We start from the raw sequence: 17,281 nt of genomic DNA on the forward strand, positions 1-17,281 counted from the left end.
GCCGACGACGACCATGGCTGCGGCGGCCGACAGGCCGACCACGAGTGCGCCGATCCGCAGCGGTTTCTGCACCAGCGCACCGATCACGGCTGCAGACGTTACCGGTTCGGTCCGGCGATCGCCGGTTCATTCCAGTCGGCAGCCCCGCTGGTGCGTGTGGGGCAGGATGGGAGAAGGATGGGATCCGTCGCTCACGGTTCAAGGGCAGAAAACATCTGCGCGAGGAGCGTGAGCACCTCAAACCGCCTACCAAGGAGCGGAAGTTGACCACCGAGTTCGCGCGCCAGGACCTGGCCCAAAACTCCACCACCGCAGCTGAACACGACCGGGTAAGGGTGATCCGCGAGGGCGTCGCGTCGTACCTGCCCGACATAGACCCCGAAGAGACCGGCGAATGGCTGGAGTCGTTCGACCAGCTGCTCGAACAAGCCGGCCCCGCGCGGGCACGCTACCTGCTGTTGCGCATGCTCGAGCGCGCAGGCGAACAGCGCGTGGCCATCCCGTCGCTGACGTCGACGGACTACGTGAACACCATCCCCACCGAGTTGGAGCCCTGGTTCCCCGGCGACGAAGACGTCGAACGCCGCTACCGCACGTGGATCCGATGGAACGCCGCGATCATGGTGCATCGCGCGCAACGGCCGGGAGTCGGTGTGGGCGGCCATATTTCGACGTACGCGTCGTCGGCGGCCCTGTACGAGGTCGGCTTCAACCACTTCTTCCGGGGCAAGTCGCACCCCGGCGGTGGCGACCAGGTCTTCATCCAGGGGCACGCGTCGCCGGGCATCTACGCCCGCGCGTACCTGGAAGGACGCCTGAGCGCCGACCAGCTCGACGGTTTCCGCCAGGAGCACAGCCATCCCGGCGGCGGTCTGCCGTCGTACCCACACCCGCGGCTGATGCCCGACTTCTGGGAGTTCCCCACGGTCTCCATGGGGTTGGGCCCGATGAACGCCATCTACCAGGCCAGGTTCAACCACTACCTACACGACCGGGGCATCAAGGACACCTCCGATCAACATGTATGGGCGTTCCTCGGCGACGGGGAGATGGACGAGCCCGAAAGCCGCGGCCTGGCCCACGTCGCCGCGCTGGAAGGGCTGGACAACCTCACCTTCGTGGTCAACTGCAACCTGCAGCGCCTCGACGGTCCGGTGCGCGGCAACGGCAAGATCATCCAGGAACTCGAATCGTTCTTCCGCGGTGCGGGCTGGAACGTCATCAAGGTGGTGTGGGGCCGCGAGTGGGACGCGCTGTTGCACGCCGACCGCGACGGCGCGCTCGTCAACCTGATGAACAGCACCCCCGACGGTGACTACCAGACGTACAAGGCCAACGACGGCGCCTACGTACGCGACCACTTCTTCGGCCGCGATCCACGCACCAAGGCGCTGGTCGAGAAGATGTCTGACTCCGAGATCTGGAACCTCAAGCGCGGCGGCCACGACTACCGCAAGGTCTACGCCGCCTATCGTGCCGCCATCGAGCACAAGGGTCAGCCGACGGTCATCCTCGCCAAGACCATCAAGGGGTACTCGCTGGGCGCCCACTTCCAAGGTCGCAACGCGACCCACCAGATGAAAAAGCTTGCGCTGGAAGACCTCAAGTACTTCCGCGACGCGCAGCGCATCCCGATCAGCGACGCGCAACTCGAAGAGAACCCCTACCTCCCGCCGTACTACCACCCCGGCCCGGAGGCGCCCGAGATCCGCTACATGCTCGACCGCAGGCGCGCGCTGGGCGGGTTCCTGCCCGAGCGTCGCACCAAGACCAAGGCACTCACGCTGCCGGGCCGCGACACCTACAAGGCGTTGAAGAAGGGTTCGGGCAAGCAGGAGGTGGCCACCACGATGGCCACCGTCCGGACGTTCAAAGAACTGTTGCGCGACAAGGAGGTCGGCTGGCGCATCGTGCCGATCATTCCCGACGAGGCGCGCACGTTCGGCATGGACTCGTGGTTCCCGAACCTCAAGATCTACAACCGCAACGGTCAGCTCTACACATCGGTCGACGCCGAATTGATGTTGGCCTACAAGGAATCCGAGGTCGGCCAGATCCTGCACGAGGGGATCAACGAGGCCGGCTCGTCGGGCAGCTTCATCGCGGCGGGCACGTCCTACTCGACCCACAACGAGCCGATGATCCCCGTCTACATCTTCTATTCGATGTTCGGGTTCCAGCGCACCGGCGACAACCTGTGGGCGGCCGCCGACCAGATGGCACGCGGCTTCCTGCTCGGCGCCACGGCGGGGCGCACCACGCTGGTGGGTGAGGGCCTACAGCACGCCGACGGGCACTCGCTGCTGCTCGCGGCGAGCAACCCCGCCGTCGTCGCGTACGACCCGGCGTTCGCCTATGAGATCGCCTACATCATCGAGAGCGGCCTGAGCCGCATGTACGGCGAGAACCCCGAGAACGTCTACTTCTATATGACGATCTACAACGAGCCGTACGTTCAGCCGCCCGAGCCCGAGGGCCTCGACGTGGAGGGCTTGCTGCGCGGGATCTACCGCTACCGCCCCGCACCCGAGAAGCGGTCCAACGCCGCGCAAATCCTGGTGTCGGGGGTGGCGATGCCGTCGGCCCTCAAAGCCGCCGAGCTGCTGGCCGAGGACTGGGATGTCGCCGCGGACGTGTGGTCGGTGACGAGTTGGGGCGAACTCAACCGCGACGGCGTCGAGATCGAGAAGCAGCGGCTGCGCCATCCGGATCAGCCTGCGGGTACGCCGTACATCACCAAGGCGCTCGCGGACGCCGAAGGCCCGGTCATCGCGGTGTCGGACTGGATGCGCGCGGTCCCCGAGCAGATCCGCGCGTGGGTACCCGGCACCTACGTCACGCTGGGCACCGACGGGTTCGGCTTCTCCGACACCCGTCCCGCCGCGCGCCGGTACTACAACACCGACGGCGAGTCGATCGCGGTGGCGGTGCTCGAGGGGCTGGCGCGCGACGGCAACATCGATCAGTCCGTCGCGGTGCAGGCCGCGGCAAAGTACGAGATCGACGACGTGCTGGCGGCGCCGGAGCAGACCTCGGACCCCGGCGTGGCCTGATTTTCGGGTTGCCTTTATCCCGCGAGCACGCGTCTTGGAGGTTTCCTCCATAGCGATGACGTAGCCTTTATAGATGCCTGACAACCGGTTCGTGCCGCCGAAGTCGACGGTCGAGGTCCTCGAGACCGTGCCCGACTCGGTGCTGCGCCGGTTGCAGCAATATTCGGGCCGGCTGGCCACCGAAGCGGTGCGCGCAATGGAGGAACGGCTGCCGTTCTTCGCCGAACTCGAGGCGTCTCAGAGGTCCAGCGTCCAGCTGGTCGTGCAGACCGCGGTGGTCAACTTCGTCGAGTGGATGCGCGATCCGCAGAGCAACGTCAGCTACACCGCGCAGGCATTCGAGGTGGTGCCGCAAGACCTGCGCCGCCGGATCGCGCTGCGGCAGTCGGTGGAGATGGTGCGCGTCACCATGGAGTTCTTCGAAGAGGTGGTGCCGCTGCTGGCCCGCTCCGAGGAGCAACTGACCGCGCTGACCGCCGGCATCCTGCGCTACAGCCGCGACCTCGCGTTCGCCGCCGCGAGCGCCTACGCCGACCAGGCCGAGGCGCGCGGCGCGTGGGACACCCGAATGGAGGCCAACGTCGTCGACGCCGTGGTGCGCGGCGACATAGGACCGGAGCTGCAGTCGCAGGCGGCCGCGCTGAACTGGGACGCGACCGCACCTGCGACCGTCATCGTCGGGCTCCCCCAGCCCGACCGGATCGACCTCGCCGCCGACGACGTCCACGACGTCGTCCGGCGCAACGGCCGTGCCGCGCTGTCGGACGTGCACGGCACCTGGCTGGTCGCGATTGTCTCCGGTGCGCTCTCCCCAACCGACCGGTTTCTGACCGACATGATGACGGTGTTCGCCGACGGACCCGTCGTGATCGGCCCGACCGCCACCACGCTGGCGAGCGCCCACCGCAGCGCGACCGAGGCCATTGCGGGCATGAACGCCGTCGCGGGGTGGTCGAACGCGCCGCGGCCGGTGTCGGCGCGCGAGTTGCTCCCCGAACGCGCACTGCTGGGCGATGTGTCTGCGATCGCGGCGCTGGAGACCGAGGTGATGCGGCCGCTGGCCGACGCGGGCCCGGCGCTGACGGAGACGCTCGACGCCTATCTCGACTCCGGCGGCGCGATCGAGGCCTGCGCACGCAAATTGTTCGTTCATCCAAATACCGTTCGGTATCGCCTGCGGCGAATCGCAGACTTCACCGGGCGCGATCCGACACTTCCGCGCGATGCCTACGTGCTGCGGGTGGCCGTCACAGTCGGGCGCCTGGGGCGCCAGCCATACCAGACGAACACAGCGAACATGATCAATACGGCCCGTCCGGGGCTGCGACCAGCACAGCTCGCGCCCACACCCGAAGGGGCTTAGATCGCGGGCAGATTTCGGTAAAGTCGCATCACAGGTGATTTTGTGGAGTCTCCACAAAAACATAAGACGAGGTTCATAATCTCTTACACGGCGCAAAACCGTCTTCACAGTGTTCTCTTAAAGAGTGCTTGCACTTCTCGCGCCCGGACAGGGTTCTCAGACACCTGGCATGCTCGCCGCATGGCTGGAGCTGCCCGGCGCCGACGAGCGCCTCGCCGGTTGGTCCGAGATCAGCGGGCTGGACCTGGCGCAGCTGGGCACCACCGCCTCGGCCGAGGAGATCACCGACACCGCGGTGACCCAGCCGCTGGTCGTCGCGGCCACGCTGCTCGCTCATGAGGAACTGACCCGGCGCGGGCTGATCGCCGACAAGCAGACCGTGGTCGCCGGCCATTCCGTCGGTGAGATCGCGGCCTACGCGATCGCCGGCGTGATCTCCGCCGATGATGCGGTCAAGCTGGCCGCCACCCGCGGCGCCGAGATGGCCAAGGCCTGCGCGGTCGAGCCGACCGGTATGGCCGCCGTGCTCGGCGGGGAGGAAGCCGACGTGCTGGCCCGCCTCGAGGCGCTCGACCTAATCCCGGCCAACCGCAACGCGGCAGGCCAGATCGTCGCCGCCGGCGCGGTCGCGGCCCTGGACAAGCTGGTCGAGGATCCGCCGGAGAAGGCGCGGGTGCGCAAGCTCGCCACCGCGGGCGCCTTCCACACGCACTACATGGCCTCGGCCCTCGACGGTTACGCCGCCGCGGCCGACGGTGTAACGAGCGCCGACCCGAACACGACGCTACTGTCGAACGCGGACGGCCAGCAGGTGGATTCGGCCTCCGGCGCCATGAGCAAGTTGGTGGCGCAGATGACGCGCCCGGTGCGCTGGGATTTGTGCACCGAGACCATGCGCAAGCTCAATGTGACCGCGATCGTCGAGTTCCCGCCCGCCGGGGCGCTCGCCGGGATCGCGAAAAGAGAACTTCGGGGGGTACCGACGCATGCCGTCAAGTCCCCCGCTGACCTGGACAGGCTCGCCGAGCTCTCATAGCGGACCTGAACCAGACACAACCACATAAAGATCGTCATTTCCCATCAAGTAACACCCCTAATAGAAGGAGCCACCGTGCCCGCCAGTCAGGATGAAATCATCGCCGGTCTCGCCGAGATCATCGAAGAGGTCACCGGTATCGAGCCGTCCGAGGTCACCCCGGAGAAGAGCTTCGTCGACGACCTGGACATCGACTCGCTGTCGATGGTCGAGATCGCCGTTCAGACCGAGGACAAGTACGGCGTGAAGATCCCCGACGAGGACCTCGCCGGTCTGCGCACCGTCGGTGACGTCGTCACCTACATCCAGAAGCTCGAGGAAGAGAACCCCGAAGCGGCCGCGGCCATCCGCGCGCAGATCGAAGCCGATCGGGCATGAGAAGACCTTCCACTGCTAACGGCGGTTTCCCGAACGTCGTCGTGACCGCCGTCACGGCGACCACGTCGGTCGCGGCGGACATCGAGAGCACGTGGAAGGGCCTGCTGGCCGGCGAAAGCGGCATCCGCGTCCTCGAGGATGAGTTCGTCACCAAGTGGGACCTTCCGGTCCGCATCGGTGGTCACCTCGTCGACGCGATCGATGACCACATGACGCGACTGGACATGCGACGGATGTCATATGTCCAGCGCATGGCCAAGTACCTCAGTGGCCAGCTCTGGGAGACCGCGGGCACGCCCGAGGTCGATCCGGATCGCTTCGCCGTGGTCGTCGGCACCGGTCTGGGTGGCGGCGAGAAGATCGTCGAGACCTACGACGCGATGAACGAGGGCGGCCCCCGCAAGGTGTCGCCGCTCGCCGTGCAGATGATCATGCCGAACGGTGCGGCCGCGGTGATCGGTCTGCAGCTGGGCGCCAGGGCCGGGGTCATCACCCCGGTCTCGGCGTGTTCGTCGGGTTCGGAGGCCATCGCCCACGGCTGGCGCCAGATTGTCATGGGTGACGCCGACATCGCGGTCGTCGGTGGCGTCGAGGGCGGAATCGAAGCGCTGCCGATCGCGGCGTTCTCGATGATGCGCGCGATGTCGACCAAGAACGAGGATCCCGAGGGCGCCTCGCGGCCGTTCGACAAGAACCGTGACGGTTTCGTCTTCGGCGAGGCCGGCGCGCTCATGATCATCGAGACCGAGGAGCATGCCAAGGCCCGCGGCGCCAAGCCGTTGGCCCGGCTGATGGGAGCGGGCATCACGTCCGACGCCTTCCACATGGTTGCTCCCGCGTCCGACGGTCTTCGGGCCGGCCAGGCGATGAAGCGTGCCATGGAGACCGCGGGCCTCGAGCCCAAGGACATTCAGCACGTCAACGCCCACGCCACGGCCACGTCGATCGGTGACGTCGCCGAGGCCAACGCCATCCGGTCGGCCGGGGTCGAGCACGCTGCGGTCTACGCGCCGAAGTCGGCGCTCGGCCACTCCATCGGAGCGGTCGGTGCGCTGGAGTCGGTCCTGACCGTGCTCTCACTGCGCGACGGCGTCATCCCGCCGACACTGAACTACGAGACGCCCGATCCTGAGATCGATCTCGATGTTGTTGCAGGCGAGCCGCGTTACGGCGACTACCAGTACGCCATCAACAACTCGTTCGGCTTCGGCGGACACAATGTCGCCCTGGCCTTCGGGCGTTACTGAGCGGAAGGAACTCCTCAGCAGTAATGGCAGGGTCAGCCGCACTTTCCACGGGGGCCGGTTTCCCCAACGTCGTCGTCACGGGCATCGCCATGACGACCGCCCTGGCCACCAGCGCGGACGACACCTTCAAGAAGCTGTTGGACGGCCAGAGCGGCATCCGCAAGCTCGAGGATCCGTTCGTCGAGGAGTATGACCTGCCGGTTCGCATCGGCGGTCATCTCCTCGAGGATTTCGACCACGAGTTGACGCGGGTGGAACTGCGTCGGCTGTCGTATCTGCAGAAGATGTCGACCGTGCTGGGCCGGCGGGTCTGGGAGAACGCCGGCACCCCCGAGGTGGATCCCAAGCGGCTGATGGTGTCGATCGGCACCGGCATGGGCTCCACCGAGGAGCTGGTGTTCAGCTACGACAACATGCGCTCCAAGGGCCTGAAAGCGGTTTCGCCGCTTGCCGTTCAGATGTACATGCCCAATGCCGCCGCCGCCGCGGTGGGGCTGGAACGTCAGGCCCGCGCCGGGGTGGTCACCCCGGTGTCGGCCTGCGCATCGGGTTCGGAGGGCATCGCGCACGCCTGGCGCAACATCGTGCTCGGCGAGGCCGACGTCGCGATCTGCGGTGGGGTCGAGACCAAGATCGAGGCGGTCCCGATCGCCGGGTTCGCTCAGATGCGAATCGTGTTGTCCACCACCAACGATGACCCGGCCGGCGCATGCCGGCCGTTCGACAAGGACCGCAACGGGTTCGTGTTCGGCGAGGGCGGTGCGCTGATGGTCATCGAGACCGAAGAGCACGCCAAGGCCCGCGGCGCCAACATCCTGGCTCGGATCATGGGGGCCAGCATCACCTCGGACGGCTACCACATCGTGGCGCCGGATCCGAACGGCGAGCAGGCCGGTCACGCGATGACGCGTGCGATCCAGCTCGCCGGGCTGCAGCCCACAGACATCGACCACGTCAATGCGCACGCCACCGGCACCAGCGTGGGCGACGTGGCCGAGGGTAAGGCGATCAACAATGCGATGGGCGGCCACAAGCCGGCGGTCTACGCACCGAAGGCGGCGCTCGGCCACTCGGTCGGCGCGGTCGGTGCCGTGGAGTCCATCCTGACCGTTATGGCGTTGCGCGAGGGCATCATTCCGCCGACGCTGAACCTGCGCAACCTCGATCCGGAGATCGATCTGGACGTCGTCGCGGGCGAACCGCGGTCGGGCAACTACCAGTACGCGATCAACAATTCGTTCGGATTCGGTGGGCACAACGTTGCGCTCGCTTTCGGGAAGTACTGACACTTCCCGGAATCCAGCGCTACAGGAGGTATTCAATGACGACCATGGCGCCCGAGACAGTCGGTGAATCGCTCGACCCTCGAGACCCGCTGCTGCGTCTGAGCACGTTCTTCGACGACGGCAGTGTCGAGTTGCTGCACGAGCGTGACCGTTCGGGCGTCCTCGCCGCCGCCGGAACCGTAAACGGAGTGCGCACCATCGCGTTCTGCACCGACGGCACTGTCATGGGTGGTGCCATGGGCGTCGAGGGGTGTGCCCATATCGTCAACGCATACGACCAGGCCATCGAGGAGCAGAGCCCGATCGTGGGCATCTGGCACTCGGGTGGCGCCCGGCTCGCCGAGGGCGTCAAGGCGCTGCACGCGGTCGGCCTGGTCTTCGAGGCGATGATCCGCGCGTCGGGCTACGTTCCCCAGATCTCGGTGGTCGTCGGCTTCGCCGCCGGCGGTGCGGCCTATGGGCCTGCCCTCACCGACGTGATCGTGATGGCGCCCGAGAGCCGGGTCTTCGTGACCGGGCCCGACGTAGTGCGCAGCGTCACCGGCGAGGACGTCGACATGGCGTCGCTCGGCGGCCCCGACACCCACCACAAGAAGTCCGGAGTCTGCCACATCGTCGCCGACGACGAGCTCGACGCCTACGAGCGCGGCCGTCGGCTGGTCGGATTGTTCTGCCAGCAGGGTCATTTCGACCGGGCCAAGGCCGAGGCTGGCGACACCGACTTGCACGCGCTGCTTCCGCAGTCGGCGCGGCGTGCCTACGACGTGCACCCGCTGGTCGAGGCCTTGCTGGACGAAGGTGTGCCGTTCGAGGAGTTCCAGGCCAAGTGGGCGCCGTCGATCGTCATCGGCCTGGGCCGGCTGTCGGGCCGCTCGGTCGGCGTGATCGCGAACAACCCGCTGCGCCTCGGCGGCTGCCTGAACTCCGAAAGCGCCGAGAAGGCAGCGCGCTTCGTGCGCCTGTGCGACGCGTTCGGCATTCCGATCATCAACGTCGTCGACGTGCCCGGCTACCTGCCCGGCGTGGACCAGGAGTGGGGCGGCGTCGTGCGCCGCGGGGCCAAGCTGCTGCACGCGTTCGGTGAGTGCTCGGTTCCTCGCGTCACGCTGGTGACCCGCAAGATCTACGGCGGCGCGTACATCGCGATGAACTCCCGCTCGCTGGGCGCGACGAAGGTCTACGCGTGGCCGGACGCCGAGGTGGCCGTCATGGGCGCCAAGGCCGCGGTCGGCATCCTGCACAAGAAGAAGCTGGCCGCCGTCGAGGACCTCGCCGAGCGCGAGGCGCTGCACGAGGAGCTCGCCATCGAGCACGAGAAGATCGCGGGCGGAGTCGATTCCGCGATCGAGATCGGTGTCGTCGACGAGAAGATCGACCCCGCGCACACCCGCAGCAAGCTGACCCAGGCGCTGGCGGAGGCACCTGCGCGCCGCGGCCGGCACAAGAACATCCCGCTGTAATTGTGATTTCGGTGCGCTACCAGTCGCTTAGCGATAGTTAGCGCACCGAAACCGCGAATTCCTCGGCCGTGGCCACCACCCGCTCGCGGTCGGCCTCGACCAGCCCGATGCGGGTGCGACGGTCCACGATGTCGTCGACGGTCAACGCACCCTCGTGGCTGACTGCGTACTCGAACTCCGCACGAATGACGTCGATTCCGTCGGCGACCGGTTCGGTTGGCCGTTCACAACCGGCGGCGGCGATCACGTTCGGCGCCTCGGCGCCGAATCGGGTCACCAGCGAACCGGGCATCTCCGTCGGATGCCGCAGCGTGGCAACGGGATTCGATGGCGCACCCACCAGCGGCAGGTTGCGGGTGCGGCAGTGGGTCGCGCTCAGCCCGCGCAATGCGATCGCACGGTCGAGCACATCCTCGGCCATGAAACGGTATTCGGTCAGCTTGCCGCCGATGACGCTGATCACCCCCGAGGGCGATTCGACAACCGCGTGTTCGCGCGACACGTCGGCCGTGCGGCCCGCGCCGGTGTCGATCAGCGGACGCAATCCCGCGTAGGCGCCGATGACATCCGATGGGCCCAGCGCGACGTCCAGCGCGGTGTTCACCGTGTCCAGCAGGAACGTGACCTCGTCGTCCGTGGGTTCCGGCACGTCGGGGATCGCGCCGGGCGCGTCCTCGTCGGTCAGGCCGAGGTAGACCCGGCCCAGCTGTTCGGGCATCGCGAACACGAACCGGTTGATCTCGCCTGGGATCGGAATGGTCAGCGCCGCAACCGGATTGCCGAACGCCGCTGCGTCGAACACGAGATGCGTTCCGCGGCTGGGCCGTAGCTTGATCGACGGGTCCACCTCCCCCGCCCACACTCCGGAGGCATTGATCACCGCACGCGCGGTGACATCGAACGACTCGCCCGTCAGCTGATCGGTCAGCCGGACCGAGGTCCCGGTGGCCTGGGACGCCGCCACCCGCGTCAGCACCCGGGCGCCGTACTGGGCGGCCGTCCGCGCCACCGCGGTGACCAGGCGGGCGTCGTCGATCAACTGCCCGTCGTAGGCCAGTAACGCGCCGTCGAGACCGTCGCGCCGCACGGTGGGCGCCAACTCGATGGCCCGCCGTGGATCGATGCGCCGCGAGCGGGGCAGCACCGACGCCGGCGTGCCCGCCAGCTTGCGCAGCCCGTCCCCGGCGGCGAAGCCGAAGCGCACCAGCGCCCGCGACGCGGAGTTCATCGACGGGAGCAGCGGGACCAGCTGTGGCATGGCCTTGGCCAGATGAGGTGCGTTGCGGGTCATCAGGATTCCGCGTTCGACAGCGCTACGCCGAGCGATGCCGACGTTGCCCGTGGCCAGATATCGCAAACCGCCGTGCACCAGCTTCGAACTCCACCGGCTGGTGCCGAACGCCAGGTCGTGCTTCTCGACGAGCACGACGCGCAGCCCGCGGGTCGCGGCATCCAGCGCGATACCGGTTCCGGTGATGCCCCCGCCGATGACGATGACGTCGACCTGCTCGCCCTCGGCCAGCGCGGTGAGTTCGGTGGCGCGGCGCGCTGCGTTCAATGCCGTCGAGCCGGTCACGGCGCCAAATATCCGTTCAAGGCCCGCGCCAACTCGGCGTTGAGCGCGTCGCGATCCAGAAATTTCTCGACCATCTGCGCCGACTGGATCGTCGACTGTGTGATGAGCAGGCACATGGCGCCCATCTGCTGCGGATCGCCCTCCCGCACGCTGCCGTCGTCCTGAGCGGATTTGATCGCGTGGGCGAGCGCGTCGACCAGAATCATCTGGCTCGTGCCCAATCGGTCGGCGATGTAGACCATCGCGAACTCGGGCGCGTCGTGCAGCACCGACATGACGACCTCGTCGTTGCGCAGGTGCTCGGCCACCGCGACCACGCGCTGGACCAACGCCGCGCGGCCGACCCCGACGTCCGGGATCGCATCGAGCACGCCGGCGATACGAGACGTCATCAGGGCCGCGAGCACACCATTGGTGTCCGACCACCGGCGGTAGATCGTCGGACGGCTCATCCGGGCCCGCCGCGCAATCTCGGTCAGCGTCACCCGTTTGACGCCGACGGCCAGCACGCACGCCGCGGCGGCCTCGAGCACTCGGTCCTCGACGGACGACTCAGAGTTACGGATTGACGGCATGTGTAATACTGTAACGCATGACGCATCCCGATGCTCGGCAGACCGCCCTCCTACCCCCGATGAAGTGGAACGCGTGGGGCGATCCGGCCGAGGCGAAACCGCTGTCCGACGGCATCCGGACGCTGCTCGAACAGGCGCTCGGGGTCGAGGCGTCGGCTGGTGATGAGCTCCAGGCCGAGCAGGTGCGGTTGCGTCCGTCGGCGCTGTCCGACGAGGACCGCGACGCCCTGGCCGCCATCGTCGGGCCCGAACACTGCCGCGCCGACGACCAGGGCCGGCTGCTGCGGGCCGGCGGCAAGTCCACCCTCGACCTGCTGCGCCGCCGCGACACCGGCGAACAGGATGCACCCGATGCGGTGGTCCTGCCCGGTGACGAGGACGAGATCGGCGCGCTCCTGCGCTTCTGTAGCGAGCACCGCATCGCGGTCGTTCCGTTCGGCGGCGGCACCAGCGTCGTCGGCGGACTGGACCCGATCCGCGGCGAGTTCCGCGCGGTGATCTCGCTGGACCTGCGTCGCCTTGATGAACTGCACTTTCTCGATGAGGTCTCCGGCGAGGCCGAACTCGGCGCGGGCCTGACCGGACCCGACGCCGAACGACTGCTCGGCGAGCGCGGGTTCTCGCTCGGCCACTTTCCGCAGAGTTTCCAGTTCGCCACCATCGGCGGTTTCGCGGCGACCCGGTCGTCGGGCCAGGACTCCGCGGGCTACGGCCGGTTCAACGACATGGTGCGCGGCCTGCGGGCGGTCACGCCGGTCGGCGTGCTGGACCTCGGTCGCGCGCCCGAGTCGGCGGCCGGGCCGGATCTGCGGCAGCTGCTGATCGGGTCGGAGGGTGTGCTCGGCGTCATCACCCGCGTGCGGGTCCGTGTGCACCCGGTCCCCACGGCCACTCGCTCTGAGGCGTGGTCGTTCCCCGACTTCGCCACGGGTGCCGACGCATTGCGCGCGGTCGTGCAGACCGGCACCGGACCGACGGTGATCCGGCTGTCCGACGAGGCCGAGACCGGGGTGAACCTCGCGACCACCGAGAGCATCGGCGAGCAGCAGATCACCGGCGGGTGTCTGGCGATCACGGTGTTCGAGGGCACCGAAGCGCACGTCGCCAGTCGGCACTCGGAAACCCGCGCGGTGTTGGAAGCCGCGGGCGGCACCTCGCTCGGCGAGGAACCCGCACGCGCGTGGGAACACGGCCGGTTCGGGGCGCCGTATCTGCGCGACTCGCTGCTCTCAGCGGGTGCGCTCTGCGAGACGTTGGAGACGGCCACGAACTGGTCCAACCTTCCGGCCCTCAAGGCGGCCGTCACCGAGGCCCTGACCGACGCGCTGACCGAAACCGGCACACCGTCGCTGGTGCTGTGCCACATTTCGCATGTGTATCCCACCGGCGCGTCGTTGTACTTCACGGTCGTGGCCGGGCAACGGGGCAATCCGATCGAACAGTGGCGCAAGGCGAAAGCCGCGGCGTCCGACGCCATCATCCGCACCGGCGCCACCATCACCCACCACCACGCCGTCGGCGCCGACCACCGGCCGTGGATGCGCGACGAGATCGGCGACCTCGGCGTCGCGATCCTGCGCGCCGTCAAGGAGACGCTCGACCCCGCGGGAATCCTCAACCCCGGCAAGCTGATCCCATGACGGTCGGCGGCCGCATCACGATGCTGACCAACCCCGCCTCGGGACACGGCAGCGCACCCCATGCGGCCGAACGCGCTGTCGCCCAGTTCCATCGGCGCGGCGTGGACGTCGTCGCGATCGCCGGCACCGATGCGGCACATGCCCGCACCCTCGTCGAGGGTGCGCTCGAACGCGGAATGGACGCCCTTGTCGTCGTCGGCGGTGACGGCATCATCTCCCTTGCGCTGCAAGTGCTTGCGCAGACCGACATACCGCTGGGCATCGTCCCCGCCGGCACCGGCAACGACCACGCGCGTGAGTTCAAGATCCCGACCCGCGATCCCGAGGCTGCAGCCGACGTCGTCGTCGACGGACTGGCTCAGGGGGCCGCCCGGACCATCGACCTGGGTCACATCCGCGGCACCGACGGCACGCAGAAGTGGTTCGGCACCGTGATGGCCGCCGGCTTCGACTCACTGGTGACCGACCGGACCAACCGGATGCGCTGGCCGCACGGCCGCATGCGGTACAACCTCGCGATGGTCGCGGAGCTGTCGCAGTTGCGGCTCTTGCCGTTTCGGCTCTCGTTCGACGGCGAGGAGATGATGACGGAGCTGACGCTGGCGGCGTTCGGCAACACCCGCAGCTACGGCGGTGGTATGCGGATCTGTCCCGGCGCGGACCCGACCGACGGACTACTCGACGTGACGATGGTGGCCTCCGCGTCGCGCACCCGGCTGATCCGGTTGTTTCCCACCGTGTTCAAGGGCACGCACGTCGACCTCGACGAGGTCCGCACCGCCCGCGCGAAGACCATCACCGTCGAGTGCCGGGCTTCGCCCAAGATTTCGGCCTACGCCGACGGCGAGTACATGTGCCCGCTACCGGTCGAGGTGTCGGCCGTCCCGGGCGCGCTCAAGATATTGGCGCCTCGCCGAACGTGAAACCAGATCGAAGAAGCCACCGGTTTTTCGATCTGAGCGCACGTTCGGCGGGGTACTTACCCGACTCCGCGGCTCGATGTCGTCGGCTACCCGACTCCGCGCCTCGATGTCGTCGGCTACCCGACTCCGCGCCTCGATGTCGTCGGCTACCCGACTCCGCGGCTCAGCCAGCTGACCTCCGCGCCCGCACCGCCGTCGCGGTACGGCTCCAGCGCCTCGTCCCACGCGGTGCCCAGCACCGAGTCCAGTTCGGCGGCGAGAGTGTCGGCACCGGACGCCATCAGCGCGCGCAGCCGCATCTCGCCGACGATCACATCGCCGTTGGCGCTCATCGAACCGCTCCACAGACCGAGCTGAGGCGTGTGGCACCAGCGGTGACCGTCGACGCCGGGGCTGGGATCCTCGGTGACCTCGAACCGCAACACCGACCATGAACGCAGCGCGCTCGCCAGCGCGGCACCCGTCCCGACGGGACCGACCCAGTTGGTGACGGCGCGCAGTTGTCCGGGCATGGCCGGTTGCGGGGTCCACTTCAGGTTCGCCCTCGCCTGAAGGGTCGACGACAACGCCCACTCGACATGCGGGCACACCGCAGCGGGTGACGCGTGGATGTAGACCACGCCCGTCGTCGCTTCGGCGAACTGGTTCGACGCACGCATTTGCCACTCCTTCGGCTCCACGAGGGACGTCTTCCCCAAGCGGCCTCTTGGACCCGAAACTTCCGCAGCAAAATATGTGTCGTGCGTGTCTATTGTGCCTTGTGAGGCGCCTGTTGCGCTAGTCTGTGCCAAATTCTCTCAGGACTTCGTCAGATAAAGCCCGCCACCGCTCGTACGCCCAGTCGCCGAAATCGCGGTCGGTGAGCACGACGAGCGCCAGATCGGCGTCCGGATCGACCCACAGAAACGTCCCTGACTGGCCGAAATGTCCGAATGAGCGCTCGGAGTTCATCTCGCCCGTCCAGTGCGGGGACTTGCCGTCGCGGATCTCGAAGCCCAGCCCCCAGTCGTTGGGCCGCTGCACCCCGAACCCCGGCAGCACCCCGTCCAGGCCGCGAAACTGCACCGATATCGCCTCGGCGTGCAGCTGCTCGGACACCGTGGCCGGCCGCAGCAGGTCCCCGGCGAAGGCCGCCAGGTCGGCCACCGTGGAGGTCGCGCCGTAGCCCGCGGCGGGCGCACCGCCGTCGAGCACGCTGTCGGTCATGCCAAGCGGTTCGAACACTGCCTCGGTCAGATACCGGTCGAACGCGATGCCGGTCGCCTTCTCGAGCGTCTCGGCGAGCACGCCGAAGCCGTAGTTCGAGTACACGCGCCGGGACCCCGGTTCGGCCATCGTCTCCGACGAACGCATCGAGTACCCGGACGCGTGTGCCAGCAGGTGACGCACCGTCGAACCGGGCGGGCCCGCTTCGGTGTCGAGCTCGACGGCACCCTCCTCGACGCCGACGTGCACGGCGCGCGCGGCCAGCGGCTTGGTCACCGATGCCAGCGGAAAGCGGCGCCGTTGGTCGCCGTGCTCGGCCAGCACCCCAGAGGGGCCGATGACCGCGGCGGCCGCGTTGTCCGCCGGCCAGTCGGATATGGCATCCAGGGCGCTCATCGCGCCGAGCCTACTTGCGCGCGATGTAGTAACTGTTGATCGGATCCGACTCGATCTCGCGCACCTCGACGTGGTCGAAGCCGGCGTCCGAGAGCATCGACGTGGCGAGCTGGTGACCCCAGCACGTTCCCAACCCGGCACCGTCGAGACCGAGCGAGACGGTCATGCAGTGCATCGTCGACACCGTGTAGAGGTACGTGGCCAGGGGCACGCCAACGTTGTCCTCCAACCGGCTCGATGCCTTGACGTCGACCATGAGGAAGGTTCCGCCCGGCCGTAGCGCCCGGTAGATGTTCGCCAATACCGCGGCCGGTGCGGCCTGATCGTGGATGGCGTCGAAAACCGTTATCACATCGTAACTTTCGGCCATGTCCAGTTCGGCGACGTCTGCGGCGACGAAGTCGGCATTGGCCAGCCCGAGCCGGTCTGCCTCCGCACGACCCGCGGCCAGGCCCTCGTCGCTGAAATCAATGCCGGTGAACCGGCTCGTTGGGAACGCCTGCGCCATCACATTGATCGCGTGCCCGCTGCCGCAGCCGATGTCGGCGACGTCGGCGCCTTCGCGCAGTCGTTCCGGCAGTCCCTCGGCCATCGGCAGGATGACGTCGACGAGCGCGGCGTCGAACACCTCACCGCTCTCCTCGGCCATCAGGGTGTGGAACCGCGGATACTCGCTGTACGACAGCCCGCTGCCGTTGCGGAAGCAGCCGATGATCTTCTGTTCGACCTCGGCGAGCAGTGGGATGAACTGCGCCACCCGCGCGAGGTTGTCCGGTCCGGCGGCGCGGGTCAGCACCGCCGCGCGGTGCTGCGGCAGCGAATACGTGCCCGCCGCCGGGTCGTAGTCGACCACCCCGGCGGTGACGACACCGCCGAGCCACTCCCGCACGTAGCGTTCGTTCAGTCCTGCGGCCGCGGCGATCTGTGCGCTGGTGCCCGGCGCCGACGCGGCCATGGTGTCCCACAGTCCGGTCTGATGGCCGATCGACATCAACAGCGCCAGGCTGGCGTTGTCGATGGCGGCCACCATCCGCGCGGCGAACTCCTCTGTGGTGTCGGTAGCTGGTCTGTGGTCGATATCCGTCATCGCGGTGTCCTTCCGGCGTGCTGACATACCCATTGCACAACGGACTCCGGCGCCG

Annotated in this window: 14 protein-coding genes; 9 read left to right on the top strand and 5 right to left on the bottom strand. The window is 67.9% G+C overall.

Annotation, left to right across the window (positions count from 1 at the left end):
- Positions 1-263: 263 nt before the first annotated feature.
- The 7 genes from aceE (at position 264) to A5650_RS23660 (ending at position 9,823) form a co-directional block, all read left to right on the top strand.
- Entirely contained in the window at positions 264-3,053 is a 2,790-nt protein-coding gene (gene aceE / locus A5650_RS23630; RefSeq protein ID WP_067297702.1) for a pyruvate dehydrogenase (acetyl-transferring), homodimeric type, read from the top strand.
- 73 nt (positions 3,054-3,126) lie between these two features.
- Positions 3,127-4,416 carry a PucR family transcriptional regulator gene (locus A5650_RS23635; RefSeq protein ID WP_067297705.1) on the top strand — a complete coding sequence of 430 codons (1,290 nt, stop codon included), beginning with the start codon at positions 3,127-3,129 and terminating at the stop codon, positions 4,414-4,416.
- Positions 4,417-4,540: 124 nt separating this feature from the next.
- Positions 4,541-5,452 carry an ACP S-malonyltransferase gene (locus A5650_RS23640; protein ID WP_082950914.1) on the top strand — a complete coding sequence of 304 codons (912 nt, stop codon included), beginning with the start codon at positions 4,541-4,543 and terminating at the stop codon, positions 5,450-5,452.
- 75 nt (positions 5,453-5,527) lie between these two features.
- Positions 5,528-5,830, top strand: coding sequence for a meromycolate extension acyl carrier protein AcpM (acpM, locus tag A5650_RS23645; protein WP_064420504.1), 303 nt, complete (start codon positions 5,528-5,530; stop codon positions 5,828-5,830).
- A complete protein-coding gene (gene kasA / locus A5650_RS23650; RefSeq protein ID WP_067297709.1) occupies positions 5,827-7,077 on the top strand; it encodes a 3-oxoacyl-ACP synthase KasA in 1,251 nt (416 codons plus the stop codon). Before acpM ends, kasA begins: the two co-directional genes overlap by 4 nt.
- Before the next feature lie 23 nt (positions 7,078-7,100).
- The gene (gene kasB, locus A5650_RS23655) at positions 7,101-8,363 is read left to right on the top strand and encodes a 3-oxoacyl-ACP synthase KasB (protein ID WP_067297712.1); all 1,263 of its coding nucleotides are present in this window, start codon (positions 7,101-7,103) and stop codon (positions 8,361-8,363) included.
- Positions 8,364-8,398: 35 nt separating this feature from the next.
- Positions 8,399-9,823 carry an acyl-CoA carboxylase subunit beta gene (locus tag A5650_RS23660; RefSeq protein WP_067297715.1) on the top strand — a complete coding sequence of 475 codons (1,425 nt, stop codon included), beginning with the start codon at positions 8,399-8,401 and terminating at the stop codon, positions 9,821-9,823.
- A 37-nt stretch (positions 9,824-9,860) separates the two neighbouring features.
- Here the strand turns inward: A5650_RS23660 and A5650_RS23665 are convergent, their stop codons facing one another.
- Positions 9,861-11,399: a glycerol-3-phosphate dehydrogenase/oxidase gene (locus tag A5650_RS23665; protein WP_067297717.1), complete on the bottom strand. Its 1,539-nt coding sequence runs from the start codon at positions 11,397-11,399 to the stop codon at positions 9,861-9,863.
- A complete protein-coding gene (locus A5650_RS23670) occupies positions 11,396-11,974 on the bottom strand; it encodes a TetR/AcrR family transcriptional regulator (protein WP_067297726.1) in 579 nt (192 codons plus the stop codon). Before A5650_RS23670 ends, A5650_RS23665 begins: the two co-directional genes overlap by 4 nt.
- Before the next feature lie 59 nt (positions 11,975-12,033).
- On the opposite strand from A5650_RS23670, the gene A5650_RS23675 reads away from it, so the two are divergent.
- Positions 12,034-13,614 carry an FAD-binding oxidoreductase gene (locus tag A5650_RS23675; protein ID WP_197501974.1) on the top strand — a complete coding sequence of 527 codons (1,581 nt, stop codon included), beginning with the start codon at positions 12,034-12,036 and terminating at the stop codon, positions 13,612-13,614.
- A complete protein-coding gene (locus tag A5650_RS23680) occupies positions 13,611-14,537 on the top strand; it encodes a diacylglycerol kinase (RefSeq protein WP_067297740.1) in 927 nt (308 codons plus the stop codon). The genes A5650_RS23675 and A5650_RS23680 overlap by 4 nt, the downstream gene beginning before the upstream one ends.
- A gap of 146 nt (positions 14,538-14,683) precedes the next feature.
- On the opposite strand, the gene A5650_RS23685 is transcribed toward A5650_RS23680, so the two are convergent.
- The 3 genes from A5650_RS23685 to A5650_RS23695 all read right to left on the bottom strand — a co-directional run bounded on the left by A5650_RS23685 (position 14,684) and on the right by A5650_RS23695 (position 17,226).
- Positions 14,684-15,196, bottom strand: a complete 513-nt coding sequence (locus tag A5650_RS23685) for a DUF3145 domain-containing protein (protein ID WP_067088084.1) — start codon at positions 15,194-15,196, stop codon at positions 14,684-14,686.
- A gap of 118 nt (positions 15,197-15,314) precedes the next feature.
- On the bottom strand, positions 15,315-16,139 hold the full coding sequence (locus tag A5650_RS23690) for a serine hydrolase domain-containing protein (protein ID WP_067297745.1): 825 nt from the start codon (positions 16,137-16,139) through the stop codon (positions 15,315-15,317).
- Positions 16,140-16,149: 10 nt separating this feature from the next.
- Positions 16,150-17,226 (bottom strand): class I SAM-dependent methyltransferase, encoded by a 1,077-nt coding sequence (locus A5650_RS23695; RefSeq protein ID WP_067297965.1) that lies wholly within the window; start codon positions 17,224-17,226, stop codon positions 16,150-16,152.
- Between the last annotated feature and the right edge of the window lie 55 nt (positions 17,227-17,281).

The organism is Mycobacterium sp. 1164985.4, from assembly GCF_001668575.1.
GTDB lineage: Bacteria > Actinomycetota > Actinomycetes > Mycobacteriales > Mycobacteriaceae > Mycobacterium.

Excerpts from the sequence above, each read along its gene's own strand:
- A5650_RS23635 (WP_067297705.1), top strand. The coding sequence starts at position 3,127 with ATGCCTGACAACCGGTTCGTGCCGCCGAAGTCGACGGTCGAGGTCCTC.
- kasA (WP_067297709.1), top strand. The coding sequence starts at position 5,827 with ATGAGAAGACCTTCCACTGCTAACGGCGGTTTCCCGAACGTCGTCGTG.
- kasB (WP_067297712.1), top strand. The coding sequence starts at position 7,101 with ATGGCAGGGTCAGCCGCACTTTCCACGGGGGCCGGTTTCCCCAACGTC.
- A5650_RS23660 (WP_067297715.1), top strand. The coding sequence starts at position 8,399 with ATGACGACCATGGCGCCCGAGACAGTCGGTGAATCGCTCGACCCTCGA.
- A5650_RS23670 (WP_067297726.1), bottom strand. The coding sequence starts at position 11,974 with ATGCCGTCAATCCGTAACTCTGAGTCGTCCGTCGAGGACCGAGTGCTC.
- A5650_RS23675 (WP_197501974.1), top strand. The coding sequence starts at position 12,034 with ATGAAGTGGAACGCGTGGGGCGATCCGGCCGAGGCGAAACCGCTGTCC.
- A5650_RS23680 (WP_067297740.1), top strand. The coding sequence starts at position 13,611 with ATGACGGTCGGCGGCCGCATCACGATGCTGACCAACCCCGCCTCGGGA.
- A5650_RS23685 (WP_067088084.1), bottom strand. The coding sequence starts at position 15,196 with ATGCGTGCGTCGAACCAGTTCGCCGAAGCGACGACGGGCGTGGTCTAC.
- A5650_RS23690 (WP_067297745.1), bottom strand. The coding sequence starts at position 16,139 with ATGAGCGCCCTGGATGCCATATCCGACTGGCCGGCGGACAACGCGGCC.
- A5650_RS23695 (WP_067297965.1), bottom strand. The coding sequence starts at position 17,226 with ATGACGGATATCGACCACAGACCAGCTACCGACACCACAGAGGAGTTC.